This is a genomic window from Donghicola mangrovi, from assembly GCF_013377535.1.
Lineage (GTDB): Bacteria > Pseudomonadota > Alphaproteobacteria > Rhodobacterales > Rhodobacteraceae > Donghicola > Donghicola mangrovi.
This window is the reverse complement of sequence record NZ_JABCJE010000003.1, coordinates 106,977-133,007: the sequence shown is the minus strand read 5'-3', so window position 1 is coordinate 133,007 and position 26,031 is coordinate 106,977. Positions and strand designations below refer to the sequence as shown.

The 26,031-nt window shown below is 61.3% G+C and carries 25 protein-coding genes; 8 read left to right on the top strand and 17 right to left on the bottom strand.

Annotated features, from left to right (window positions below):
- Window positions 1-22 precede the first annotated feature (22 nt).
- Window positions 23-2,197 (top strand): RNA degradosome polyphosphate kinase, encoded by a 2,175-nt coding sequence (locus tag HJ536_RS08590; protein ID WP_177157423.1) that lies wholly within the window; start codon window positions 23-25, stop codon window positions 2,195-2,197.
- Window positions 2,198-2,256: 59 nt separating this feature from the next.
- A complete protein-coding gene (locus tag HJ536_RS08585; protein ID WP_177157422.1) occupies window positions 2,257-3,804 on the top strand; it encodes a Ppx/GppA family phosphatase in 1,548 nt (515 codons plus the stop codon).
- Here the strand turns inward: HJ536_RS08585 and HJ536_RS08580 are convergent.
- The 4 genes from HJ536_RS08580 to scpA all read right to left on the bottom strand — a co-directional run bounded on the left by HJ536_RS08580 (window position 3,801) and on the right by scpA (window position 7,690).
- On the bottom strand, window positions 3,801-4,205 hold the full coding sequence (locus HJ536_RS08580; protein ID WP_177157421.1) for a hypothetical protein: 405 nt from the start codon (window positions 4,203-4,205) through the stop codon (window positions 3,801-3,803). The genes HJ536_RS08585 and HJ536_RS08580 overlap by 4 nt on opposite strands.
- Before the next feature lie 41 nt (window positions 4,206-4,246).
- Window positions 4,247-4,930 (bottom strand): tellurite resistance TerB family protein, encoded by a 684-nt coding sequence (locus HJ536_RS08575; RefSeq protein ID WP_177157420.1) that lies wholly within the window; start codon window positions 4,928-4,930, stop codon window positions 4,247-4,249.
- A 43-nt stretch (window positions 4,931-4,973) separates the two neighbouring features.
- Window positions 4,974-5,450, bottom strand: coding sequence for a GNAT family N-acetyltransferase (locus tag HJ536_RS08570; RefSeq protein WP_177157662.1), 477 nt, complete (start codon window positions 5,448-5,450; stop codon window positions 4,974-4,976).
- A 110-nt stretch (window positions 5,451-5,560) separates the two neighbouring features.
- Window positions 5,561-7,690, bottom strand: a complete 2,130-nt coding sequence (gene scpA, locus HJ536_RS08565; protein ID WP_177157419.1) for a methylmalonyl-CoA mutase — start codon at window positions 7,688-7,690, stop codon at window positions 5,561-5,563.
- Window positions 7,691-7,798: 108 nt separating this feature from the next.
- Here scpA and HJ536_RS08560 point away from each other — a divergent pair, with 108 nt between their 5' ends.
- Window positions 7,799-8,236, top strand: coding sequence for a DUF4174 domain-containing protein (locus HJ536_RS08560; RefSeq protein ID WP_176853529.1), 438 nt, complete (start codon window positions 7,799-7,801; stop codon window positions 8,234-8,236).
- 44 nt (window positions 8,237-8,280) lie between these two features.
- On the opposite strand, the gene HJ536_RS08555 is transcribed toward HJ536_RS08560, so the two are convergent.
- The 7 genes from HJ536_RS08555 to HJ536_RS08525 all read right to left on the bottom strand — a co-directional run bounded on the left by HJ536_RS08555 (window position 8,281) and on the right by HJ536_RS08525 (window position 14,067).
- On the bottom strand, window positions 8,281-10,281 hold the full coding sequence (locus HJ536_RS08555; RefSeq protein ID WP_176853530.1) for an acetyl-CoA carboxylase biotin carboxylase subunit: 2,001 nt from the start codon (window positions 10,279-10,281) through the stop codon (window positions 8,281-8,283).
- 141 nt (window positions 10,282-10,422) lie between these two features.
- Window positions 10,423-10,629, bottom strand: coding sequence for a hypothetical protein (locus HJ536_RS08550; protein WP_177157418.1), 207 nt, complete (start codon window positions 10,627-10,629; stop codon window positions 10,423-10,425).
- A 331-nt stretch (window positions 10,630-10,960) separates the two neighbouring features.
- Window positions 10,961-11,326, bottom strand: coding sequence for a hypothetical protein (locus HJ536_RS08545; protein ID WP_177157417.1), 366 nt, complete (start codon window positions 11,324-11,326; stop codon window positions 10,961-10,963).
- Window positions 11,327-11,413: 87 nt separating this feature from the next.
- The gene (locus HJ536_RS08540; RefSeq protein ID WP_176853533.1) at window positions 11,414-11,560 is read right to left on the bottom strand and encodes a hypothetical protein; all 147 of its coding nucleotides are present in this window, start codon (window positions 11,558-11,560) and stop codon (window positions 11,414-11,416) included.
- A 220-nt stretch (window positions 11,561-11,780) separates the two neighbouring features.
- Entirely contained in the window at window positions 11,781-12,179 is a 399-nt protein-coding gene (locus HJ536_RS08535; protein ID WP_176853534.1) for a DUF6497 family protein, read from the bottom strand.
- Window positions 12,179-12,523 carry a hypothetical protein gene (locus HJ536_RS08530; protein WP_177157416.1) on the bottom strand — a complete coding sequence of 115 codons (345 nt, stop codon included), beginning with the start codon at window positions 12,521-12,523 and terminating at the stop codon, window positions 12,179-12,181. Before HJ536_RS08530 ends, HJ536_RS08535 begins: the two co-directional genes overlap by 1 nt.
- Before the next feature lie 11 nt (window positions 12,524-12,534).
- Window positions 12,535-14,067, bottom strand: a complete 1,533-nt coding sequence (locus HJ536_RS08525) for an acyl-CoA carboxylase subunit beta (protein ID WP_176853536.1) — start codon at window positions 14,065-14,067, stop codon at window positions 12,535-12,537.
- A gap of 192 nt (window positions 14,068-14,259) precedes the next feature.
- On the opposite strand from HJ536_RS08525, the gene HJ536_RS08520 reads away from it, so the two are divergent.
- Both HJ536_RS08520 and HJ536_RS08515 read left to right on the top strand, forming a co-directional pair.
- Window positions 14,260-15,450, top strand: coding sequence for a multidrug effflux MFS transporter (locus tag HJ536_RS08520; RefSeq protein WP_176853537.1), 1,191 nt, complete (start codon window positions 14,260-14,262; stop codon window positions 15,448-15,450).
- 55 nt (window positions 15,451-15,505) lie between these two features.
- Window positions 15,506-16,897: a helix-turn-helix domain-containing protein gene (locus tag HJ536_RS08515; RefSeq protein WP_176853538.1), complete on the top strand. Its 1,392-nt coding sequence runs from the start codon at window positions 15,506-15,508 to the stop codon at window positions 16,895-16,897.
- Window positions 16,898-16,991: 94 nt separating this feature from the next.
- Here HJ536_RS08515 and HJ536_RS08510 read toward each other — a convergent pair whose 3' ends face one another.
- The 6 genes from HJ536_RS08510 to HJ536_RS08485 all read right to left on the bottom strand — a co-directional run bounded on the left by HJ536_RS08510 (window position 16,992) and on the right by HJ536_RS08485 (window position 22,192).
- Window positions 16,992-17,240, bottom strand: coding sequence for an HP1242/YdcH family protein (locus HJ536_RS08510; protein ID WP_176853539.1), 249 nt, complete (start codon window positions 17,238-17,240; stop codon window positions 16,992-16,994).
- Between the two features lie 107 nt (window positions 17,241-17,347).
- On the bottom strand, window positions 17,348-19,003 hold the full coding sequence (gene betA, locus HJ536_RS08505) for a choline dehydrogenase (RefSeq protein ID WP_177157415.1): 1,656 nt from the start codon (window positions 19,001-19,003) through the stop codon (window positions 17,348-17,350).
- Window positions 19,004-19,013: 10 nt separating this feature from the next.
- The gene (gene betB, locus HJ536_RS08500) at window positions 19,014-20,468 is read right to left on the bottom strand and encodes a betaine-aldehyde dehydrogenase (protein WP_177157414.1); all 1,455 of its coding nucleotides are present in this window, start codon (window positions 20,466-20,468) and stop codon (window positions 19,014-19,016) included.
- Complete coding sequence (gene betI, locus HJ536_RS08495) at window positions 20,465-21,100, bottom strand: choline-binding transcriptional repressor BetI (protein WP_176853542.1); 636 nt, start codon at window positions 21,098-21,100, stop codon at window positions 20,465-20,467. Before betI ends, betB begins: the two co-directional genes overlap by 4 nt.
- A 177-nt stretch (window positions 21,101-21,277) precedes the next feature.
- Window positions 21,278-21,601: a hypothetical protein gene (locus HJ536_RS08490; protein WP_177157413.1), complete on the bottom strand. Its 324-nt coding sequence runs from the start codon at window positions 21,599-21,601 to the stop codon at window positions 21,278-21,280.
- 219 nt (window positions 21,602-21,820) lie between these two features.
- A complete protein-coding gene (locus tag HJ536_RS08485) occupies window positions 21,821-22,192 on the bottom strand; it encodes a 2Fe-2S iron-sulfur cluster-binding protein (protein WP_176853544.1) in 372 nt (123 codons plus the stop codon).
- Between the two features lie 189 nt (window positions 22,193-22,381).
- Between HJ536_RS08485 and HJ536_RS08480 the strand changes: the two genes are divergently transcribed.
- The 3 genes from HJ536_RS08480 to HJ536_RS08470 all read left to right on the top strand — a co-directional run bounded on the left by HJ536_RS08480 (window position 22,382) and on the right by HJ536_RS08470 (window position 25,950).
- On the top strand, window positions 22,382-23,203 hold the full coding sequence (locus tag HJ536_RS08480; RefSeq protein ID WP_177157412.1) for a TIGR00282 family metallophosphoesterase: 822 nt from the start codon (window positions 22,382-22,384) through the stop codon (window positions 23,201-23,203).
- 131 nt (window positions 23,204-23,334) lie between these two features.
- Window positions 23,335-25,113, top strand: a complete 1,779-nt coding sequence (locus HJ536_RS08475; RefSeq protein ID WP_338082424.1) for an SLC13 family permease — start codon at window positions 23,335-23,337, stop codon at window positions 25,111-25,113.
- Window positions 25,114-25,209: 96 nt separating this feature from the next.
- Window positions 25,210-25,950 (top strand): YebC/PmpR family DNA-binding transcriptional regulator, encoded by a 741-nt coding sequence (locus HJ536_RS08470; RefSeq protein ID WP_177157411.1) that lies wholly within the window; start codon window positions 25,210-25,212, stop codon window positions 25,948-25,950.
- Window positions 25,951-26,031 lie beyond the last annotated feature (81 nt).

Here is a 26,031-nt window from a genome sequence, read left to right as displayed (position 1 = left end):
TTACGGAAAAGGTCTTGTGCACATGGATATCGTTGATTTTCTCCACTCCGGATTTACCGAAGCCGTCGAACTCCCCCCCGAGGAGATCGAAGGTCCCAAACGTCTTTACAACCGCGAACTCAGCTGGCTGGGCTTTAACATGCGCGTTCTCGAAGAGGCCGAGAACACCCGCGTCCCTCTGCTGGAACGTCTGCGCTTTCTGTCGATTTCGGCAACAAACCTCGATGAATTCTACACCGTCCGCGTGGCCGGTCTGCGCGAACTGAAGCGCGAAGGGAACACCACTCCCTCGCAGGATGGCCTGAGCCCCAGCCAGCAGCTACGCTTGATCGACGCCGACGCCCGCGAACTGATGGAACGTCAGCAGGTTGTCTGGCGCAGCCTGCGCAAGGAGATGGAAGATCAGGGCATCACCCTGCATGGCCGCAACTCTCTGACCCCCGAGGATCAGAAGCATCTGGCGGATGTGTTCCTGAATCAGGTCTTTGCGGTTCTGTCCCCGCTGGCGATCGACCCTGCGCACCCCTTCCCGTTTATCCCGAACACCGGCTTCTCGCTGGCACTGCAGCTGGAGCGCACCCGCGACGGCAAGACCCTGCACGCCCTGCTGCCCATTCCCGCGCAGGTCCCGCGCTTTACCCGCCTACCCTCCGAGCCCGAGCAATTCCGCTATATCCCGCTCGAAGAGCTGCTGCTTTTGCACCTGAACCAGCTGTTCCCGGGCTACAAGCTGAAGGGTCACTGCACCTTCCGCGTGCTGCGCGACAGCGATCTGGAGGTCGAGGAAGAGGCCGAAGATCTGGTGCGCGAATTCGAAAGCGCCCTGAAACGCCGCCGCCGTGGTGAAGTGATCCGGATGAAAATCTCCTCCGGTGCGCCCAAGAACCTGCTCGACATCATCATGCGCGAACTCCACCTGAGCGACGAAGAGGTCATTGAGGTGGATGGCGTGATCGGTGTGGCCGACCTCAAGGAACTGGTGATCGACGATCTGCCGCATCTCTTGTGGCCCAGTTTCACCCCCCGCGTGCCTGAGCGCGTGACCGACCACGACGGCGATATCTTCAAGGCGATCCGCCAGAAGGACATGCTGCTGCACCACCCCTACGAGACCTTCGACATGGTGGTGCGCTTCCTGCAGCAGGCCGCCCGTGACCCGAATGTGGTGGCGATTAAGCAGACCCTCTATCGCACGTCCAAAGACAGCCCCATCGTTGAAGCCCTGTGCGAAGCCGCCGAGGATGGCAAATCCGTTACCGCGCTGGTCGAACTTAAAGCCCGCTTTGACGAGGCCGCCAACATCCGCCAGTCGCGCCGGTTGGAGCGCGCGGGGGCCCATGTGGTCTACGGCTTTGTGGACCAGAAAACCCACGCCAAGATCAGCACCGTGGTCCGCCGCGAAGGCGATCAGCTGGTGACCTACAGCCACTTTGGCACCGGCAACTACCACCCCATCACGGCCAAGATTTACACCGACCTCAGCCTCTTTACCTGCAACCCGTCCATCGGGCGCGATGCGGTCAAGGTGTTCAACTACCTGTCGGGCTATGCGATGCCCGAGCATCTGGAAAACCTGTCGATCAGCCCCACCAACATGAAGGCCGACCTGATCCGCATGATCGGCGAGGAAGCAGAGAACGCCCGTGCCGGACGTCCTTCGGGTATTTGGGCCAAGATGAATTCACTGATCGAGCCTGATGTCATCGACGCCCTGTATGGCGCCTCGCAGGCGGGTGTGCCGATCTCTCTGGTGATCCGCGGGATTTGCGGTTTGCGCCCCGGCATCAAGGGCCTGTCCGAGAATATCCGCGTGAAATCGATCGTGGGCCGGTTCCTTGAGCATTCGCGGATCGCGTGTTTCGGGAACGGCCATGCCCTGCCCTCGCGTCAGGCGAGGGTGTTCATGTCGTCCGCCGACTGGATGGGCCGCAACCTGAACCGCCGTGTGGAAACCCTGATCGAGATCGAGAACCCCACGGTGAAGGCGCAGATCGTTGACCAGATCATGGCCGCCAACATGGCCGATATAGCCCAAAGCTGGGTGATGTCCCCCGATGGCAAGTTCAAGCGCGCCCAACTCGAAGAAGGCCGTTTCGCCTTTAGCTGCCACCGCTTCTTCATGGAAAACCCGTCGCTGTCGGGCCGTGGATCGGCGGGCGCGGCTGACGTGCCGAAACTGACGCATACCGAAGATTGACCTCGGGCGGCACTTTCCCCAAAAGTGTCTGATAGCTTGGTAAAAAACAGGTCTGGCTGATGAACACCGCCGCGTCCCCCTTTGGCAGCGATCATGCGCATTTCGCGCGTCCGCTGATTGTCGATCCGCAAGCGCGGGCACTGTCCAAAGTGGGGGTCGTGGATATCGGGTCGAACTCTGTCCGACTGGTGATCTTTGACGGGGCCGCGCGCAGCCCCGCCTATTTCTTTAACGAAAAGGTCATGTGTAGCCTCGGCAAAGGCCTGCTGGAAACCGGCATGCTGAACCCCGAAGGCAAGCTCAAAGCCCGCGCGACTCTGCACCGGTTTCAGGCCTTGGCCGAGGGAATCGGCTGCGCGCCCCTGCATGTGGTTGCCACCGCTGCCATGCGCGAAGCCTCGGACGGGCCCGCATTCAAAGAGCAGATCGAATCGGAAACCGGCATGACGATCCACGTGATCGAAGGCACCGAAGAGGCTCGCCTGTCCGCCCAAGGGGTGCTGCTGGGGTGGCCCGGTGCCTATGGTCTGGTTTGCGATGTTGGTGGCTCGTCGATGGAACTGGCGGAAATCCGGCGCGGTCAGGTGGGGAAATGCATGACCTCGCCCCTCGCCCCGCTGAAGCTGCAAGCCATCGAAGGGGGCGCTGCCGCCCGCCGCGCCCATATCGAAAAAACCGTCGATGAGTTGATCGAGGTGATGGGCCCCCAGAACGACCGCCTGTTCCTTGTGGGCGGTTCGTGGCGCGCCATCGGCCGCATCGACATGGAGCGTCAGGGCTATCCCCTGCACGTTCTGCACGAATACCAGATGAGCTGCGAGGACCTGCTGGACACCTTGGAGTTCATCCAAAAACACGACGATCTGGAAGGTCTGCGCAAGGCTTGCGGCATTTCCTCGGCGCGTATGGCGCTGGTGCCGCTGGCCTCCGAGGTGCTGGAATGCGTGGTCAAACGCTTCAAGCCTCATGACATCGCGATCTCGAGCTACGGTATCCGCGAGGGACTGCTCTACGAACAGATGCCGCAGGAACTGCGCGACCGCGACCCGCTGATCGAGGCCTGCCGTTTCTCGGAAATCAAGGACGCCCGTATGCCCGGTTTCGGCAAGGGTCTGTTCAACTTTGTCCTGCCGCTGTTCCCCCGCATCAGCCTGGAACGCGCCCGGATCATCAAGGCCGCGTGCCTGCTGCACGACGTGACATGGCGTGCACACCCCGATTACCGCGCCGATGCGTGCTTCGACAACGCGACCCGCGCGAACCTTGGCGGGCTGTCCCACCGCGAGCGTGTGTTCCTGGGTCTTGCCCTGCTCTATCGCTACAAGAACAAGCCCACGACGCCCCAGTTCCAGCCGCTGGCCCCCCTGCTATCCCCCGAAGAAACCCGCGAGGCCGAAGTTCTGGGCAAGGCGATGCGCTTCGGCGCGATGCTCTGGATGCGCAAGGATCAGACCCCCGGCCGCTTCGAATGGCACGAGGAACGCAAGCATCTGGAACTGCGCCTGAACGCCGCCGCCTCAGAGCTTTATTCAGAGGTCGCGGAATCCCGTCTGGATTCCTTGGCCAAGGCGCTGGACTCGACCTACGAAGTCATCATCGAAGGCTAAAGCTCGATCTGCCCCTCGGGCAGGTCGGTTTCCGCGGGCTGCTCGGGGTCCAGCGGGACCTTGCGGCGCAGGATAATGTCACCATTGGGCAACTTCTCGGGCGCTTGATAGTCGTTCAGATCGCCCACCTTGGCCGCCAGATCGCGCAGAGCAGGCCCCATGCTGACCACCCAATCGCGCAGCTCGGGCCCGACCTCATAGGCTTTGTCCTTGAGCGTGCCTGCCTTGTCCTTCAGCCCGTCGATGGCCGGATCAACCTCGTCTTTCAGGCCATCGAAAATCATGCCGAACCCGCGCTTGATCGCGCCAAAGCCGGTCTCGGGTTCGGTCTGGGTGGTGTCTTGGGCGGCGGCCATCACAGGCAGCAGCGCCACAGGGATCATCAGCAAAATCTTTTTCATGACCGAACACATAGGCACCCCGGCGGGGCTTGCCTAGTGGGTCAAAGGGCGCGTTCCATGCGGATGCTTTCCCACGCGCGGTTGATCGCCTGCATCCGGCGCTCGGCCAGTTTGATCGCCTCGGGCGGCACGCCCCGTGCGATCATCCGGTCAGGGTGGGATTCCCGCACCGCCGCCCGCCACGCAGCCCGCACCGCCGCATCATCGGCATCCGCATCGATATCCAGAACCTCATAGGGGTCAGCCTCGGCCCCCGGCACAAACCGCGCTTTGAGCGAGGCAAACCGCCGTTCCCCCAGTTCGAAAATCTCGGCCACACGGCGCAGGAACGCATCTTCGGCAGGGTGATAGGTGCCGTCCGCCATAGCGATGTGAAACAGCCCCTCCATCAGATCGCACAGGGCATGGGATTCGGCGTCGAACATCCCCCTGATCCGGCGAGCATATTCCTCAAAACCGGCCACATCCTGACGGGCCAGATTGAACAGCCGCGCGGCATTGGCCTCCTCGGCGGGGTCGATATGGAATATCTCGCGAAAGGCCATGACCTCGTCCCGCGTCACCAATCCATCCGCTTTGGCCATCTTGGCCGACAACGCAATCACAGCAATGGTAAAGCCCACAGACCGCTCCGGCGGCGTGCGCAGGCGCTCGAACAAGGCGGACAGCCCCTCGCCTTTGGCAAGAGCGGCTAGGGCCTCTGATATACGGGTCCAGATTGACATGGCGCGCAGACTATCCTCGGGGGCTTCACTTGTCAGGCAGCAATCACAAGAATTTCTGCATCAGCACCAAATCCATCCAGCGCCCGAATTTGAAGCCCACTTCGGGCAGCCTCACCATTTCTTGAAAACCGATGGCGGCGTGAAAGGCCACAGCATCAGGGTTCTCGCCGCTCACCCCCGCGAACAGGGAATGTACCCCCTCGGCCCGCGCCGCGTCACACAGCGCCTCCATCAGCGCCCGCCCGACGCCCCTGCCCCGCGCGCCCTCGGCCAGCATCACCGAATGCTCCTTGGTCCGCGCATAGCCCGGCCCGCCCCGAAACGCGGAATAGGTCGCAAAACCCAGCAATGTGCCGCCAGAAACGGCCACCAGAAAACCGGCCCCGTGCGCATCAATATCCGCAGCGATCCCATCGCAGGTCTTTTCAAGGGTGGTAAAGGTTACGGCCGTATCGCGAACAAATCCGTTCCACAGCTCTACAATCGCGGGGGCATCCGCCACACCCGCCTGCCGCACCATAAAATCCATACCACCAAACCCACTTCTTCTTGTCCGAAATACTCTCGGGGGTGAATTGGCGCAGGATGCGCCAAGAGGGGGCAGACAGCCCCCTCCCGGCCAAGCTAGCCTTAGGCGCGCGCTTCTTCAATCAGGCGCAGGATGTCCTGAGCCGCGTTCGGGATGTTGGTGCCGGGGCCAAAGATCGCCTTCACGCCCGCCGCCTTCAGGAACTCGTAGTCCTGCTGGGGGATCACACCGCCGCAGATGACGATGATGTCACCAGCACCCTGCTCTTCGAGCACCTTGATCAGCGCGGGCGCCAGCGTCTTGTGACCCGCCGCCTGCGAGGAAATCCCGATCACGTGCACGTCGTTGTCGATCGCGTCCTGAGCGGCCTCCTCGGGGGTCTGGAACAGCGGACCCACGTCCACGTCGAACCCGATATCGGCAAAGGCAGTTGCGATGACCTTGGCACCACGGTCGTGACCGTCCTGCCCCATCTTGACCACCAGCATACGGGGACGGCGGCCTTCCTTCTCGGCGAAATCTTCGACCGATTTCTGGATGGCTGCGAAGCCTTCGTCACCCTCATAGGCCGCGCCATAAACGCCAGCCAAGGTTTTTACTTCGGCGCGGTGGCGTCCGAATTCTTTCTCCATTGCCATGCTGATCTCTCCGACCGAGGCACGAGCGCGGGCTGCTTCGACAGCCGCCTCGAGCAGGTTACCGCCTTCTTGCGTCCGGCGGGTCAGTTCTTCCAGCGCGGCTTGGCAAGCTGCCTCGTCACGCGATGCGCGGATGCGCTCAAGGCGTGCGACCTGAGCTTCGCGTACCTTGGTGTTGTCGATCTCCAGAATGTCGATCGGGTCTTCTTTGTCCTTGCGGTACTTGTTCACGCCGACGATCACCTCGTCGCCGCGGTCGATGGCTGCCTGACGGCGGGCTGCGGTCTCTTCAATGCGCAGCTTGGGCATGCCAGAGGCAACCGCCTTGGTCATACCGCCCATCTCTTCGACTTCCTCGATCAGCGCCCAAGCCTTCTCGGCCAGTTCGTTGGTCAGGGCCTCGACGTAATAGCTGCCTGCCAGCGGATCGACGACGTTGGTCACGCCAGTCTCTTCCTGAAGGATCAGCTGGGTGTTCCGCGCGATGCGGGCGCTGAATTCGGTGGGCAGCGCGATCGCTTCGTCCAGCGCGTTGGTGTGCAGCGACTGGGTGCCCCCCAGAACCGCGGACATCGCTTCGTAGGCGGTGCGGATCACGTTGTTATAGGGGTCCTGCTCTTGCAGCGACACGCCAGAGGTCTGGCAGTGGGTCCGCAGCATTTTGGAACGGGGATCTTTGGGGTCGAATTCATCCATGATGCGCGACCACAGCAGACGCGCGGCACGCAGCTTGGCGGCCTCCATGAAGAAGTTCATGCCGATCGCAAAGAAGAACGACAGGCGGCCTGCGAACTTGTCCACGTTCATGCCGCGCGCAATCGCTGCGCGCACATATTCACGACCATCGGCCAGCGTGTAGGCCAGTTCCTGCACGAGGTTCGCGCCCGCTTCCTGCATGTGGTAGCCGGAGATCGAGATGCTGTTGAACTTGGGCATCTCGTTCGAGGTGTACTCAATGATATCCGCAATGATCCGCATCGAAGGCTCGGGCGGATAGATGTAGGTGTTGCGGACCATGAATTCCTTCAGAATGTCGTTCTGAATGGTGCCCGACAGCACGGCCTTGTCGTGGCCCTGCTCCTGACCTGCAACGATAAAGTTCGCGAGGATCGGGATCACCGCGCCGTTCATGGTCATCGACACCGATACCTTGTCCAGCGGGATGCCGTCGAACAGGATCTTCATGTCCTCGACGCTGTCGATGGCGACACCGGCCTTGCCGACGTCACCGATCACACGAGGGTGGTCGCTGTCATAGCCGCGGTGGGTGGCCAGGTCGAACGCAACCGACACGCCCTGCTGACCCGCAGCAAGGTTCTTGCGGTAAAAGGCGTTCGATTCCTCGGCGGTCGAGAAACCCGCGTACTGGCGGATGGTCCAGGGGCGGCCTGCATACATGGTCGCCTTCACCCCGCGGGTAAAGGGCGCCATGCCCGGCATGTTGCCCATGTGGGGCAGCGCCGCTGTATCCTCTTCGGTGTACAGGGGCTTTACCTCGATCCCTTCCAGCGTCTGCCAGTTCAGGCTATCGACGGGTTTGCCGCGCAATTCCTTTTCGGCCAGTGCGCGCCAGGCGTCTTTGTCTTGGGTCATCTGGTCGTTCCTCCAATCGACGCGGGCCTGCCACAGTCAGGACATTTCCGCGGGAAAAAGCTTCGAATTCGGGGGCATCGCCCCTATCTGTAAGCGACAGGAGGAGCCATGACCCGACTTGCCGCAATGTTCGCAATGTTCCTGTCGCTGACCGCCCCCCACGCGTGGGCCGAAGGGACCGACATGACAGAGGCCGTGATCATCGACGGGCTGACCGCCAATCTGGCCGAGTTCAAATGGACGCACCGCCCGCTGATCGTGTTCGCCGACAGCCCGTATGACCCCGCCTTTGTCCGCCAGATGGAGCTGATCGAGGATGATCTGCCCGCGCTGGTCGAACGCGATGTGGTCGTGCTGACCGATACCGATCCGTCGGCCCGCTCTGCCCTGCGCAGCGCCTTGCACCCTCGGGGCTTCGGCTTTGTGCTGGTGGGCAAGGACGGTGGCATCAAGCTGCGCAAACCGTCCCCATGGACCGTGCGGGAAATCTCTCGGACGATCGACAAAATGCCGATGCGCCAACAAGAGATCCGCGAGAGCCGCTGACCATCCCGCATTCCGCGCGATATGCCAGCGGCTAACGCCATGGCCTATTCGAACTCCATGATCACTTCGTCGACCGCAAGGCTGTCGCCCGCGCCGGCGTTGATCTTGGTGACGACTGCCTTCTTCTCGGCGCGAAGGATGTTTTCCATCTTCATCGCCTCGATGGTGCACAGCGCCTGACCTTCCTGAACCTCGTCACCGACGGCGACGTTCATCTTCACGACAACGCCGGGCATCGGGCAAAGCAGCATCTTCGAGGTATCGGGCGGCAGCTTCTCGGGCATGAGCAGCGCCATTTCCGCCTGACGGGGGGTGTAGACGTGCACCTTCAGGTCCGCGCCGCGGCTGCGGATGCGGAAGCCGTTGGTGATCTTGCCGGTCTTCAGCACCAAGGGGGTGCCGCCAACCATCAGGTTCGCCAGCTGGTCGCCGGGGGTCCAATCGCTTTCGACGCGCAGAACAGTGCCATCGGCAAAGCTGACGTCCGACCCTTTGGGGTCCGCAGCGATGGTCACCGGGAATTCCGCACCACCCAGACGCACGACCCAGTCGTCACCAACCTTGCGCTCGTGGTTGTCCATGGTGCCCGAGATACGGGTGCGGCGGATTTCGGCAACGCGGTTCATCGCGGCACAGGCGGCAGCGATGCGGCGCAGCGCGGGTTCGGGCAGATCAACGCCAGCGAAACCTTCGGGGTATTCTTCGGCGATGAAGGCGGTGGTCATGTCACCATCGACGAACTTCTTGTGGTCCATCACGGCCGACAGGAACGGCAGGTTGTGACCGATGCCCTCGACCTCGAAGCTGTCGAGCGCGTTGCGCATCTCTTCGATGGCTTCCAGACGGGTCGGAGCCCAGGTACACAGCTTGGCGATCATGGGGTCGTAGTACATGCTGATCTCGCCGCCCTCGAACACGCCGGTGTCGTTGCGGACAGCGCGGGTGTCTTCGGCCACCTCGACGGGGGGACGATAGCGGGTCAGACGGCCGATCGACGGCAGGAAGTTCCGATAGGGATCTTCTGCATAGAGGCGGCTTTCCATCGCCCAACCGTTCAGCTTCACGTCTTCTTGCTTGATCGACAGCTCTTCGCCGTTGGCCACGCGGATCATCTGTTCAACCAGGTCAACGCCGGTGATCAGTTCGGTCACAGGGTGTTCCACCTGCAGACGGGTGTTCATCTCGAGGAAGTAGAAGTTGCGCTGACCGTCAACGATGAATTCCACGGTACCGGCGCTGGCGTAACCCACGGCCTTGGCCAGTGCACAAGCCTGTTCGCCCATCGCCTTGCGGGTGGCTTCGTCCAGGAACGGCGACGGCGCCTCTTCGATGACCTTCTGGTTCCGGCGCTGGATCGAACACTCGCGTTCACCAAGGTAGATGCAGTTGCCGTGCTTGTCGGCCAGCACCTGAATTTCGATGTGGCGGGGCTGGGTGACGAACTTTTCGATAAAGATCCGGTCGTCGCCAAAGCTGTTGGCCGCTTCGTTCTTGGACGATTCAAAGCCTTCACGGGCCTCGGTGTCGTTCCACGCGATCCGCATGCCCTTGCCGCCGCCGCCAGCAGAGGCCTTGATCATGACGGGGTAGCCGATGTCGTTGCTGATCTTCACAGCTTCTTCGGCGTCCGCGATCAGGCCCATGTAGCCGGGAACGGTCGACACGCCTGCCTCTTGGGCGATTTTCTTCGAGGTGATCTTGTCACCCATTGCCTCGATCGCGCCTTTGGGGGGCCCGACGAACAGCACACCTTCGGCTTCCAGAGCCTCGGCGAATTTCGAGTTTTCCGACAAGAAGCCGTAGCCCGGGTGAACGCCGTTGGCGCCGGTCTGGCGGATCGCATCCATCACCTTGTCGATGACGATATACGACTGGTTCGCGGGCGGAGGGCCGATGTGAACCGACTCATCGGCCATTTTCACATGCAGCGCGTTCTTGTCTGCGTCCGAATAGATGGCCACCGTTTTGATGCCCATCTTGCGTGCCGTCTTGATCACGCGGCAAGCGATCTCGCCACGGTTGGCAATGAGGATCTTGTCGATCATTTGTCTCCGTCCCTTTCGTCTTATCCGGTTGTGCCGCGGCCGGTCACACCGGCCATCGGGCAAAAGAAAAGGCCACCGGACTGACGAGGTCCGGTAGCCTGAAAGCCATAAGAATGGATGTGCGCGTTGCCGCGCGGCTGCTTAGTTACAGCGCGAGGGGTAAGTACGGCAGTACGCGACGTTGCCGGCTGCGCCAACAACGGCGCCGGTGACAACATCACCGCCGGTGACTGCGCCAGCAGCGGCGCCTGCGCCACCACCCAGCAGAGCCTGTTCGCCAAGCGTGTCACCACACGCGGCCAGACCAAGCAGGGCAACCGAAGCAACGATCCAAGTTTTCTTAAGCATTGTGCAATCCTTTCAACAATCCCGTGTCCACCCGCACGGGTGCGACGTTCTGATGTGTAAGCAACGTCACCCCCCTTTTCCGGGTTCCCGCAATTGTTAGACTCGGACCACACGAAACCGTGAAGTAATCCGAAAAAATGCGCGCTCAGGCCGTTTTGGCCCAGCGCGCAAGTCGGGGAAGGGGTCTCGGTGAGAGACATCGTCTGCCGAGCATTGCTCGACTTACACAGCCATAGATTGGCAGCCTGTCCAACGCTTGCAAGCGGCACGGAGGACGCACGGAAACCATGCGCCACAATCCGCTTAACTGCTTGCTTGCATTGGGCAAAGCTCAGCCGATCCATTCCGAGCTCCCGTCAAAAATCTGCGGGAAGGTGCGCTCGGCCTCTTCCACGTTGATGCGCAGGAGCGCCCCGTAATCCTCGGGATCGAAGTCGCCGTCGACTGCGATGACCTCGCGGCCGAACAGCCAGCTCAGACGGCCAGCGTCCAGATTTCCCCGTTCAAAGGTTTCTTCACCAAAGTGCATCCAAAGCGCCGCGAGGAAGCATTCGTCAGCCCGCTTGTCCGCAGATTTGCGGTCGGGGAAACGACGCAGCGCCTTCAGCGGCGTCACACCGCGCGGATTGGCACGGCGAATCACGAATTGGTAATCAGTGCCGGGCATACGGCCCGGAAAGCCACGATGTTTCAGCATACAAGCCCCCATGGGTTATTGGGGCGATGCACGACGTGGCCAACATGAGCGGGCCCGACGGCCCGCCCCGGTATCGTCAGAGTACGATTACTTGTACTTGCCGGTGTAAGTGGGTTCCACCGAAATGGGTTCGGGCTGAACGACCACGAATTCTTCTTCTTTGGGCTTCTTCGCGCAGCCTGCAACCGATGCGGCAACTGCGAATGCAGCGAGGGTGATGATGACTTTCGACATGCTTGTCTCCTGTATGTACTTGTATCGTTGTTCGTCGGGTCGGCATCTGTGCCGTTGCCCGAACACTGCTTCGAGGTTTGGGTGTCTTGGGATACGCCCATTTCAACGATAACGCGAATCTGACCCGTTGGATACGGGCCAAATTCTGCGATTGCGCGATGTGGCGCAAAATCACCAATCGCCAATGTACAAAGGGAAAAACGAGCCTGAGCGGTGGTCATCAGAACACCTCCCAGACGCAGGCGCCCTGATCCACGCGGAAGCTCTCTACGAACTGGACAGCCTCGGGGGCAGCCTCGCCAAAAGGAATCGGGCGGTCGGCATAGGTCAGGACGATAATGGCGGGATGGGCCCCCTGAATCTCCAGCTGCGGCAAGGCATAGGCGGCGCAAATCTCGGGGAAGTCCCCGGACACGCGGTCATAGTCGTCTTGCTTCAGATCCGGGGCCACGAAACGATACCGGGCCCAGACCTGACCGTCGGGCTGATCCTCGAGGATCATCTCGTACAAGGTCAGGTCCAGGCCCGATGGCACGGTGGGGGCCCCCTCCTGCCCCGCAACCGTGGTCGCACCTCCGAAGAGGGCGACGAAACCTGTGATTACGCGAAACGACAACATCAGAAGCGCCCCGCGTGCATGATCCAACGCGCGCGGCGAACCGGATCATGAAGAATTTGTAACAACAAACCCTGAACGTGCACCAAAGGCAAGGGTCCGTTAACGGAACCACCGGCTCGAATACGGCAATGGTTGCCATCTTTAACGATTTCTACCACAGGCAGAAATCCACGCAACCCCTGCAATGCACGCCACATATCCTGACGGACCTGCTGGGCCAATAAAACGGCATTGCACGCGGGCACCGTCGCTTCGACCGCAAAGTCGAAGCGGGCGGGCAGCTTGCGAGAGACGGTAACGCCCCCCTGCCCGTCCTTGACGATATGCCAGCGTGCTTTTGCCATTTCCTGTTTCCTTAGAGCGGAATGTTGTCGTGTTTCTTCCAGGGCATGCTGCGCTTTTTGTTACGCAGCGATGCAAAGGCGCGGGACACACGACGACGGGTGCTGTGCGGCATGATCACTTCGTCAATGAAGCCACGCTCGGCGGCGACGAAGGGGTTTGCAAAGCGGTCTTCGTAGTTCTTGGTGCGCTCGGCGATCTTGGCGGGGTCACCCAGTTCGCTGCGGTACAGGATCTCGGTCGCGCCCTTGGCACCCATCACCGCGATCTCTGCGGTCGGCCATGCGTAGTTGAAATCCGAACGCAGGTGCTTGGACGCCATAACGTCATACGCGCCGCCATAGGCCTTGCGGGTGATGACGGTGACTTTGGGAACGGTCGCTTCGCCGTAAGCGAACAGCAGCTTCGCACCGTGCTTGATAACGCCGTTATATTCCTGAGAAGTACCGGGCAGGAAGCCGGGCACGTCCACCAGAGTCAGGATCGGAATTTCGAAGCAGTCGCAGAAGCGCACAAACCGAGCGGCTTTACGGCTGGAGTCGATATCCAGACAGCCCGCCAGAATCATCGGCTGGTTCGCAACAACACCAACGGTCTGACCCTCGAGGCGGATGAAGCCGGTGATCATGTTCTTGGCGTATTCGGCCTGAATTTCGTAGAAATCACCCTCGTCCGCGATCTTGTTGATCAGCTCTTTCATGTCGTAGGGCGTGTTCGCGTTCTCGGGGATCAGCGTATCAAGGCTGTTCTCCACGCGGTCCGGCGCGTCAAAGAAGGGACGCACGGGCGCCTTCTCGCGGTTCGACAGCGGCAGGAAGTCCACCAGACGGCGCACTTCGGTCAGAGCCTCGACGTCGTTCTCGAACGCGCCATCGGCAACCGAGCTTTTCTTGGTGTGGGTGATCGCGCCACCCAGCTCTTCTGCGGTGACGACCTCGTTGGTGACGGTCTTAACCACGTCGGGGCCGGTCACGAACATGTACGAGCTGTCCTTCACCATAAAGATGAAGTCGGTCATTGCGGGCGAATACACTGCGCCGCCGGCGCAGGGGCCCATGATCACGCTGATCTGGGGGATAACGCCCGATGCTTCGATGTTGCGCTGGAACACTTCGGCATAACCGGCGAGCGAGGCAACGCCTTCTTGGATACGTGCACCGCCCGAGTCGTTGATGCCGATCACAGGCGCGCCGTTCTGCATCGCCATATCCATGATCTTGCAGATCTTCTGTGCGTGGGTTTCCGACAGCGAGCCGCCGAACACGGTGAAGTCCTGAGAGAACACATAGACCATGCGGCCGTTGATGGTGCCCCAACCGGTCACAACGCCGTCACCATAGGGACGGTTTTCCTGCATCCCGAATTCGGTGCAGCGATGTGCCACGAACATGTCGAACTCTTCGAAGCTGCCTTCGTCGAGCAACAGTTCGATGCGCTCGCGCGCGGTCAGCTTGCCTTTGGCATGCTGCGAGTCGATGCGTTTCTGACCACCACCGGCGCGTGCCTGTTCGCGGCGATCTTCGAGTTCTTGCAGGATATCTTTCATCTGTGCCCTCCGCTTTGACGCGACCATAGGATGCGTTGCTGCGCCCGCAAAGCAATCATTGGCAAATTTGCAAATTGTTGGCAGCAACCTTGCTTCAAAATGCAAATCTGTAAATTCACCGTAATCAATTGGACACGAGCCCGCCCTTCCCCGTAGCGTTCGACCAAAGTCGGAACCCCGTGTGGCCATAAAATGCTGAACAAAAACACTCCGCCGCATATTGCGACGCTGATTATGCTGGCGGGCCTTGCGGCCCTGTCGATGAATATTTTCCTACCATCGCTGCCGGGCATGACGGCATATTTTCAGACGGACTACCGTCTGATGCAGCTATCGGTCGCACTCTATTTAGGCGTGAATGCTGTGCTGCAGCTATTCATCGGGCCGATTGCGGATCGCTACGGGCGCAGGCCCGTGCTGTTGTGGGGGATCTCGCTGTTTCTGGTGGCGACTCTGGGGTGCCTGTTCGCGCCGACCGCAGGGATTTTCCTGATTTTCCGGATGTCCCAAGCAGTTATCGTCACCGGCATGGTCCTGTCCCGCGCCATCGTGCGCGACATCCATGACCAGGATTCCGCCGCCAGCATGATCGGCTACGTCACCATGGGCATGGCCTTGGTGCCGATGATCAGCCCTGCGGTGGGCGGGCTGCTGGACGCGGCCTTCGGTTGGAAAGCGAACTTCTGGAGCCTGCTTATTCTGGGCTGCCTGATGCTGTGGCTGACCTGGAGCGATCTGGGGGAAACGGGCCGTCCGCGCGACATTTCCCTGTTCCAGCAATTCGCCGAATACCCCCTGATCCTGCGGTCGCGCCGGTTCTGGGCCTATGCCCTTGCGGCGGCGGCCGCATCAGGGGCGTTCTTTGCCTATCTCGGCGGGGCTCCCTTTATCGGCAGCGAAATCTACCGCCTGCCGCCGGAAACGCTGGGCTTCTACTTTAGTGCCCCTGCCATCGGGTACTTTGCGGGGAACTTCATTTCGGGGAAATTCTCGCGCCGGTGGGGAATCAACCGGATGATCCTGTGGGGGTCGGTGATCAACTCGGTCGGGATCGGGATATCACTACTGCTTCACATGGCGGGCATGGGGTCGGTCGGGGTGTTCTTCGGCTTTATGACAGCGGTGGGATTGGGCAACGGGATGGTGATCCCGAACGCCACCTCGGGGTCGCTGTCCGTCATCCCCCATCTGGCGGGCACGGCCTCGGGCCTTGGCGGGGCGATCATGATTGGCGGCGGCGCGGCCCTGTCGGCGCTAGCCGGATCAATGCTGTCTCTGGAAACCGGTGCCACGCCGCTGCTGCTGATCATGCTGCTCAGTGCGCTGGCTGCGATTGGCGCTGTCCTCTACATCTATCGTCGGGAGCGACATCTGGTCCGTTGAGCGGTACATTTGCAAATGCTAGAATTTGCATTAGCAAACCCGCAAAGGCACCTCGATGGCACCCCAGAAACTCTATGCCGGCGTCAAGCTGCGTGAACTGCGTTCGCGCCTGAGCCTGACCCAAAAGGAATTCGCGACCAAGCTCGGGGTCTCGCTGCCCTATCTGAACCAGATGGAGAACAACAACCGTCCGGTCAGTACCTCGGTCGTGCTGGCCTTGGCGTCCGAGTTCGGGTTCGACGTGACCGAACTGTCCGCAGGCGACAGCGAGCGTCTGGTCAGCGATATGCGAGAGGCCCTCGCCGACCCCGTGTTCACCGACCAGCCACCGCCTTTGGCCGACCTGCGGCTGGCGGCCAGCAATGCGCCCGCGCTAGCCCGTGCGTTCCTGCATCTGCACCGCGCCTATCGGCAGTCTCATGAACGGCTGGCATCGCTGGACGAAGCCTTGGGCCGCGAGGACGCCCGCGTGCAGCCATCCCCGTGGGAAGAGGTGCGGGACTTCTTTCATTACTGCGACAACTATATCGACGCCGTGGACCGCGCGGCCGAGCATTTCGCCGACAAATACGCAGGCCCCGTGGGCGCCGAGCAGGCCCTGATTGACAAGGGCATCACCCTGCGCCTGACCGAAGGCGCGCGCATCCGCCATTTCGACGCCGAAACGCGGGTTCTGTCGATTTCCAACCGCGCGGCCCCCGAAACCCGCCGCTTCCAGATTCTGCTGCAACTGGCGCTGATCACGCAGGACAAACTGCTAGAGGCCACGCTGGACCTTGCCCGCTTTCATTCCAACGAGGCGCGCTCCATCGCCAAGATCGGTCTGGCCAACTATTTCGCCGGTGCAGCCCTGATGCCCTACACCCGCTTTCTGGAGGCCGCGCAGAAATACCGCCACGATCTGGAGCTGCTGGCCACCAGATTCGGAGCTTCGATCGAACAAGTCGCCCACCGCCTGTCCACCCTGCAAAGGCCAGGGAACAAGGGCATTCCGTTCTTCTTTGTGCGGGTCGATCAGGCGGGAACCATCACCAAGCGCCACTCGGCCACCCGTCTGCAATTCGCGCGGTTCGGCGGGGCCTGCCCCTTGTGGAACGTCCACCGCGCCTTTGAGACCCCCGCGCAGTTCCTGCGGCAGCTGGCGGAAACGCCCGACGGTGTGCGCTACTTGTGTCTGGCGCGGGACGTGTCGAAACCGGGCGGAGCGTTCGGCGCGCCCACCCGCCGCTACGCCATCTGTCTGGGGTGCGAGGTCCGCCATGCAGGCGATCTGGTCTATGCGGACAGTCTGGACGTGACGAACTCCGCCGCGTTTGAACCTATCGGGATTTCCTGCCGGATTTGCGAACGGACGGACTGCCATCAACGCTCGGTCCCCCCGCTGGAACGCCGCCTGTCGATCAAGCCGGACGAGCGCGGGGTCCTGCCCTATCAGGTGGAAAAATAACCCTGAAAACAGAAAAGACCGGATGCCCCCTACAGACACCCGGTCCCTTCGGAAAAGCCCGCCCCTCCGCAGGCTTTCCGACGCTACGCTTTGATCAGACCGCAGCTGCCTTGGACAGGATCGCGTAGATCTCGTCCTTCAGCTTGGTCCGTTCCTTGCGCAGCTGTTCCTCGGCAAGTTGCTCCATCGGCTGGACATTGGTCTCGGCCAGATGGACCTGCTGGTTCACCTCGTTATATGCCTCGACCAGTTTGGCAAAATGCGCGTCCGAGGTTTTCAGAGCGGAAATCGCTTCTGCGTGCTCGGGGAATTCTTGGGCCAGTTGGTGCGGAGTGTGGGACATCTGCGTCTCCTATTCATTAAACACAAAACAACCCTAGAGCGCATCAAAAAAGGCGACATTGATACGCATCAAATGCCGCCTTTTTCCTAAGCTTTTTTGTCAAAAATCTAGCGCTGCGAGGATTCCCAGTTCGGGTTGATCCACGGGTTGCTTTCATCGCGCGGCAGGCTGCGGCCCAGAATGTGATCGGCGGCCTTTTCGCCGGTCATGATCGAGGGGCCGTTCAGGTTGCCATTGGTGATCCGCGGGAAGATCGAGCTGTCCGCCACGCGCAGGCCCTGCACCCCGATCACGCGGCACTGCTCATCAACGACTGCCATCGGATCGTTCCGGTCGCCCATCTTGCACGACCCGCAGGGGTGATAGGCGCTTTCGACGTGCTCTTTGATAAAGCCGTTCAGCTCGTCGTCGGTCTGCACATCCGCACCGGGCTGGATTTCGTGCTTGTAATAGGGCTTGAACGCATCCTGCGCGAAAATCTCGCGGGTCAGGCGGATACAGGTGCGGAAATCCTCCCAGTCCTGCTCGGTGGACATGTAGTTGAACAGGATTTTCGGGGCCTGCTTGGGGTCCGCCGACGCCAAAGTGATATGCCCGCGCGAGGGGCTGCGCATCGGGCCGGTATGCGCCTGAAAGCCGTGCCCTTCGGCAGCGGCCTGACCGTCATAGCGCACGGCGATGGGCAGGAAGTGGTACTGGATATCGGGATATTCGACCCCGGCTTTGGACCGGATAAAGGCCGCGCTTTCAAACTGGTTCGAGGCGCCAAGACCCTTTTTTGTGAACAGCCACTGGGCCCCGATGATCGCCTTGCCCAACAGGTTCCAGTATTTATAGAGGGTGATCGGCTGCTTGCAGGCGACCTGCATGTAGAGTTCCAGATGGTCCTGCAGGTTTTGCCCCACACCCGGACGGTCAGCCACCACATCGATGCCATGCTCGGCCAGATGCTCGGCAGGGCCAATGCCCGACAGCATCAGCAGCTTGGGCGAGTTGATCGAGGACGCCGAGATCACCACCTCGTGGTTCGCGTGGATCACCTGCTTCACGCCGCCTTTCTCGATCTCGACCCCGCGGGCGCGGCCTTCTTCGATGACAACGCGGCAGGCCAGACCTTTGACGACCTCGACCTTGCCGGTCTTGATCGCGGGCTTCAGATAGGCGTTCGCGGCGGACCAGCGGCGGCCCTGCCAGACGGTTTGCTCCATGGGGCCAAAGCCCTCTTGCTGCTCGCCGTTATAGTCGCCGGTCACGGGATAGCCCGCTTGCTTGCCCGCCTCGACAAAGGCGTGGAACAGCGGGTTCGCGCGGGGACCACGGGTCACGTGTAGGGGGCCATCCTTGCCGCGCCATTCGGTGTCGCCGCCGTGGCCACCGTCGTGCCAATGCTCCATCCGCTTGAAATAGGGCAGAACGTCCGCATAGCTCCAGCCACGGGCACCGGACTGGGCCCAGTGATCATAGTCCCGCGCGTGGCCGCGCACATAAACCATCCCGTTGATCGAGGAAGACCCCCCGATCACCTTGCCCCGCGGGGTCGCCAGACGGCGGCCACCCAAGTGGGGCTCGGGCTCGGACTGGAAGCCCCAGTCGTAAATCCCCATGTTCATCGGGTAGCTCAGCGCGGCGGGCATCTGGATGAACGGACCCGCATCGGTGCCACCATGTTCGATCACAGCGACGGTTTTACCGGCCTCGGCCAGACGAAAGGCAATGGCGCATCCGGCGCTGCCTGCGCCTACGATGACGTAATCGGCTTGCATCGGGCTCTCCTTAGAACGGGGCTTCGGTGTCACCCATGGCGACGTAAACGGTTTTCAACTCGCTATAGTGTTCGATGGCGGCGCGGCCATTTTCGCGACCCACACCCGACATTTTCGACCCGCCAAAGGGCACTTCGACCGGCGTCAGGTTGTAGGTGTTGATCCAGGTGGTGCCGGCCTTGAACTGCGCGACAACGCGGTGCGCGCGGGCCAGATTGTTGGTGAACACACCGGCGGCCAGACCAAAGTCCGTGGCGTTGGCGCGGGCGATCACCTCTTCTTCGGTGTCGAAATCCAGCACGGACATCACGGGGCCAAAGATTTCCTCTTCGGCGATGGTCATGGTGTCGGTCACGTCGGCGAACACGGTCGGCTCCATCCAGAAGCCAGCCCCTTCGCGGCGCTGACCGCCCGCGACCAGACGCGCGCCCTCGGCCAGACCTTTGGCGATGTAGCCCTCGACGATCTGGACCTGACGTTCGCTGACCATAGGGCCAAAGTTCACGGCCTCATCGCGGGGATCGCCCATGTTGACGCCCTTCAGGCGCTCGGCCAAACGGGTCAGGAAGGCCTCTTTGATGCCCTTCTGGACAAAGACGCGGGTGCCGTTGGAACAAATCTGGCCAGAGCTATAGAAGTTCCCGTTGATCGCAGCACTGACGGCATTCTCGACATTGGCGTCATCAAAGATCACCAGCGGAGACTTGCCCCCGAGTTCCATCGTGACATGACGCAGACCTTCGGCGGCGGCGGCGTATACCTTGCGACCCGTCGGGACGGACCCTGTAAGAGACACCTTTGCCACATCAGGATGCGTGACCAGACGGGCGCCCACGGCCCCTGCCCCCTGCACCACGTTAAACACACCGGCAGGCGCGCCCGCTTCGATCAGGATTTCCGCCAGTTTCAGCGCCGACAGGGGCGTGGTTTCCGACGGTTTGAACACCATGGTGTTGCCGCAGGCCAGCGCGGGCGCGGCCTTCCAGCTGGCGATCTGGATGGGGTAGTTCCACGCACCGATACCAACACAAACGCCCAAAGCCTCGCGGCGGGTATAGGCGAAATCGGCCCCCAGCTGGATGTGCTCACCGCCCAAGGTTGCGGCCAAACCACCGAAATATTCCAGCGCATCCGCGCCGCTGGCCGCATCCGCGATCAGGGTTTCCTGCAGGGGTTTGCCGGTGTCGATGGTTTCCAGCTCGGACAGTTCGCGGTTGCGCTCGCGCATGATCTCGGCGGCGCGGCGCAGGATGCGGCCACGCTCCACACCCGACAGGGCGGCCCATGCGGGCTGCGCGGCCTTGGCTGCGGCGATCGCCTGATCCACCAGCGCCTCGTCGGCCAACTTCAGGGTCGCGACAACTTCGCCGGTCGCCGGAAACACAACAGGGAGATCCTCTGAACCTCCCTCTACATACGCACCGTTGATGAAATGGCTGGCGGTCGGCTGAACAGCGATCGTCATTCGGAGGGTTCCTTTTTCGTAAATTGGTAGATCCGCGCGGCGGGTTCGAGGGCACCAGCGCGGGCGAGTTCCATTTCCAGACAGCCCAGAACCAAAGTGGACGCGAGCTCGGGATCGGGCCGGTCCTGACGCAGGCTCTGGCGCAGGTAGACACCGTCAATCAACGCCTCGAGGCGGCGGGCAGCCTCGGGGGCGCCCTCGCCCATCAGCGGGCGCAGTTCATGCAAGAGGTTAGTGTGCAGACGGCGGTAATAGACGTTCAGAAGACGTCGCGCCTCTTCCTCGTTCTGGGCCAGAACGTAGAAGTTCATCCATGCGCTGATCACCTCTTCGCGGAAGTTCGAGGGCGCAAAGTTCGCGTCGATCAGGGCGCGCAGGCGTTCCTCGGGGGACTTGGCCTTTTTCAGGCGGCGGCGCACCTCGACCCCGTATTGGGACAGGATGTGGCGCATCGCGGCCATAAAAATCTGGGTTTTCCCGCCGAAATAGTGGTGCGCCAAGGCGCTCGACATCCCTGCCCGCTTGGCGATCTGGCTGACCGTCACGTCAAGCGTACCTGCCCGACCGATCTCGTGGATCGTGGCTTCGACAAGCGCTTTGCGGCGCACGGGTTCCATTCCGACTTTGGGCATACCTGACCTCTTGGTTCAAAAATCAGGTTAGGTTGTTTTTTATTGACTCGTCAATCAACAAAAGCCGCAGGCAAAGGTATCGGGCGGTCGGGTCGCCCTGACCCGCCCAAAATCTGCGCAGAATTTACCGGGAAAAATCAAAGGGGCGGCCCGTGATGTCGCGCCGCCCTACCCGCGTCAGAACCGCGGCATGTGGATCATGGTCCAATGGTGGATATAGCCGACAACCTCGCCGCCCTCGGCCACGCGGTCGTCGATGGCGCCTTGCTCGGTCTTGGGGCAGCCCACCAGCAGCTTGGAGTCGTCATAGAAATCTCGCGACACCATGTTGTAGCCGATCTCTTGGCAGATGCTATTCTGATAGGGATAGGGCCGGATCGCCTTGAGGCCCGACTGCCACGGCGGGGAATAATAGCCCATCACGGCGCGCTCTTCAGGGTTGGTACTGCTGCACCCTGCGACGAGCAAGGCGATTACGAGCGCCTTTATGCCTGTGTTCATGAGAAGCGTCCTGTTGTTATGTGCACTGCCAGATCGGCTCATTCTAACCGATCCATTTGCGCGTACAGCCACGATTTAGTGAACAGGCGACGATCCGCACTTTGTCGGGTTTCGCACTTTCGAGGCGAAACACGCCATTAGTCCGCAGGCTTCTGACCAGCAGAAGACCCCGTCCTCTCGGGCGGGGCCATGATGTGATTGATTGAAGGAAGCCCTAGGTCAGAAGGACCCGCCGGGCGTGCCGGGAAAGCGGACGACGACATCCTCGTCACGGGCAATGAACTGGCAGGCCAGACGGTAGCGCGGCGGCGTGTCGTTGACTTCGGCGTTCTGGATTTCCGCGTCGGACAGCTTTTGCAGCTCTTTCAGACGCGCCTTTTCCTTTTCTGTCAAAGCCATGCTCATGCGCGGCTTCTCTTCCAGTGACTTCACCTCGATCAGGCAAGAGCCGCAGTTGCCGTCGCCACATTCAAAGGGGATCGGAATGCTGAACTCTTTGGCGAGGGCAAGGATCGTGCGGGTGTTGCCAGCGACCGCGTAGACGGTTTTATCGCGGGTCATGATGGGGGATTGAAAGGTAATATTGGCCATAATCGTTCTCCTAGGGATGCGCGTTCACCCAGTGCGCAGCAACCCATGGGCCATCGGCCTGATTGGGGTGCGAAAGACGGTCAAAAGTTACGTCAGTCACGCAACCGCTGGCGAAAAATTGCGATTTCACATAGGCTGCGGCGGCATTGCGCCTTGCTCTTGAACGGGGATCGCCCTACGGACAGCGCCATGAAACTGATGTTCCTAGGCGATGTTGTTGGCCGCGCAGGACGCGTAGCCATCCAAGAGCACCTGCCCCGCTTGAAAAAAGAGTGGGCGCTGGATTTTGTTGTCGTGAATGGCGAGAACGCCTCGAACGGCATGGGTCTGACCGCAGAGCACGCGAACCTGATCTTTCAGGCTGGTGCGGATTGCGTGACATTGGGCGATCATGCCTTCGATCAGAAGGACATGCTGCAACATATCGACAGCGACAGCCGCATCGTCCGCCCCATCAACTTTGCCAAGGCCGCACCGGGCCGCGGCTTCCGCATCTTCAACGCCTCGGGTGGCCGCAAGGTGCTGGTCGCGCAGGTGTTGGGTCAGGTGTTCATGAAGCGCCCGTTCGACGACCCGTTCTCGGCGGTCGATCAGGTGCTGCGGACCCACCGTTTGGGCGCGACCGTGAATGCCACGATTGTGGACGTCCACGCCGAAGCCACGAGCGAGAAGATGGGTCTGGGTCACTGGATGGACGGCAAGGCCAGCCTTGTGGTCGGCACCCACACCCACGTTCCCACTGGCGACGCACAGATCATGAACGGCGGCACCGCCTATTTGACCGATGCAGGCATGTGCGGCGACTACAACAGCGTGATTGGCATGGACAAAGCCGAACCCCTGCGCCGCTTTGTGACCGGCATGTCCAAGGGCCGCTACTCCCCCGCCGAGGGCGAAGCGACCCTGTCCGGCGTCTATGTGGAAACCGACGACCGCACCGGCTTGGCCAAGACCGTCTGCATGGTGCGCCAAGGCGGCCGTCTGCAGCAATCCGGCCCCGTCGCGGGCTGATGCCGCGCGATTAACCGACCGGTAAGGCAGGCTGTAATGGCCTACCTTGGCGGGCAAAAGTGTGCTTGCCCTGCCCAACCAGTTGCGGAAGAATACCGCTGCTGTGCCCTAGCGAGCGGAGAATAGTCCACGTGTTTGCATTACCCGACGCCTACGAGGCGATTCTCGCGCTGGTCATTGTGGTGGGCATGTTTGTCCTGTTCATGCGCGAGTCCTATCCCACAGAAGTTGTGGGCATTTCGGGCGCGGCACTGATGATGGCATTGGGGATCCTGCCCTATGAGGGGGCGCTGGACATCCTTTCGAACTCTGCCCCTTGGACGATTGGCGCGCTGTTCATCGTGATGGGCGCGCTGGTGCGGACGGGCGCGTTGGCCGCGTTCACCCAGTTTGCAGACAACAAAGCCAAACAGAACCCCAAGATGGCCCTGATCGGGCTGATGCTGGCGGTTGTGGTGTTCTCGGCCTTTGTGTCGAACACGCCGGTAGTTGTCGTGATGATCCCTGTGTTCATCCAGCTGTCGCGCACCATGAACATGATGCCCTCGCAACTGCTGATCCCGCTGAGCTATGCCACCATTCTGGGGGGCACCACGACGCTGATCGGCACCTCGACAAACCTTCTGGTGGATGGTGTGGCGCGGCATCAGGGCCTTGAACCCTTTACCATTTTCGAGGTCACGCCGCTGGGGATCATCCTGATCGTCTGGGGCGCGATCTACATGACCTTTATCGGCAGCCGTCTGCTGCCCAAGCGGGACAGTCTGGCCGGTATGGTCGGCAACCGCACCAAGATGAAGTTCTTTACCGAGGTCGCGGTCCCCGAAGACAGCGCCCTGATCGGCCGCGACGTGATCGACATTGACCTCTTCAAGCGTGACGGCGTGCGTCTGATCGACGTGCTGCGCGGGGATGCGTCCTTGCGCCGGGATCTGACGACCGTTGTCCTGCAGGCCGGTGACCGCGTGGTTCTGCGCACCGAGATGACCGAGCTCTTGGGCCTGCAACAGTCCAAAGACCTGAAGATGGTGGACAAGCTGTCCTCGGTCGAAACGCAGACCGTCGAGGTTCTGATCACCCCCGGCTGCAAGATGGTGGGCCGCAGCCTTGGCGCGATGCGTCTGCGCCGCCGCTATGGCGTGTACCCGCTGGCCGTTCACCGCCGGAACCAGAACATCGGACGCCAGCTGGACGATCTAGTTGTGCGCGTCGGTGACACCCTGCTGCTGGAAGGCGCCCCCGCCGACATCCAGCGCCTGGCCCAGGACATGGAGCTGGTGGACATCGCGCAGCCGACCGAACGCGCCTATCGCCGCAAGCAAGCCCCCATCGCGATTGGTGCCCTGTTCGGCATCGTGATCCTGTCGGCCATCGGCGTTGCCCCCATTCTGATGCTGTCGGTCTTTGCCGTGGCGCTGGTGCTGGTCACCCGCTGCATCGACGCGGACGAGGCCTTTGGCTTTGTCGAAGGGCGGCTGCTGGCGCTGATCTTCTCGATGTTGGCGATTGGCTCGGGGCTGCAAAATTCGGGCGCGGTGGATCTGATCGTGTCCAGTGTCGCGCCGGTTCTGGAAACCCTGCCCGCGTTCTTTATTATCTGGGCCATTTTCCTGCTGACCTCGGTGCTGACCGAGCTGGTGACCAACAACGCGGTAGCCGTGGTGGTGACGCCGATTGCGATCGGGCTGGCCTCGGCCATCGGGGCGGACCCGCGTCCGCTGGTTGTGGCGGTGATGGTGGCGGCCTCTGCCAGCTTCTCGACCCCCATCGGATACCAGACCAACACACTGGTCTACGGCCCCGGCGGGTACAAGTTCACCGACTTCATGCGGGTGGGTATTCCCCTGAACCTGACCATCGGGCTCATCGCTTCGGCGCTGATTCCGGTGATTTGGCCCCTTTATAACTAATTCCTGTCGGCAAAGTGCACACGGGGGCGCTTGCAGGCCCCCATGCGCCTCCTTTATAGAGGCCCAAAGCTGAGAATTAGGTAATCGGAGGCACCCATGGCCGGCCATTCTAAATGGGCTAACATCCAGCACCGCAAAGGTCGTCAGGACGCAATTCGCTCGAAGATGTTTTCCAAGTTCGCGAAGGAAATCACCGTCGCCGCGAAAATGGGCGACCCTGATCCCGAAAAGAACCCCCGTCTGCGTCTGGCGGTAAAAGAAGCCAAGTCGAACTCGTGCCCCAAGGACGTGATCGAACGCGCGATCAAGAAGTCGATCGCAGGCGAAGGCGACGAATACGAAGAAATCCGCTACGAGGGCTACGGCCCGAACGGCGTGGCTGTCATCGTCGAAGCGATGACCGATAACCGCAACCGCACCGCATCGAACGTGCGCTCGCTGTTCAGCAAGAACGGCGGCAACCTTGGTGAAACCGGCTCGGTCGGCTTCATGTTCGAGCGCAAGGGCGAGATCATCTACCCCGTCAAGGCGGGTGATGCGGATGACATCATGATGGCCGCCATCGAAGCCGGCGCCGAGGACGTGGAATCGAGCGAGGAAGGTCACGTGATCTACACCGCCGACACTGATCTGTCCGAAGTGTCGACCGCGCTGGAGGCTACCTTGGGCGAGTCGGAATCGACCAAGCTGGTCTGGAAGCCGACCACCACCGCCGAGCTGGATCTGGAAGGCATGCAGAAGCTGATGAAGCTGGTGGATGCTCTGGAAGATGACGATGACGTGCAGCGCGTCACCACCAACTTCGAAGCCAGCGACGAGGTTATGGCGCAGCTCTGATCTGCCGCTATCTCGACAAAGCATTCAGGGGCGCGACCGGTCTGACCGGCGCGCCCTTTTGAATATTTGGGGAAAAAAGAA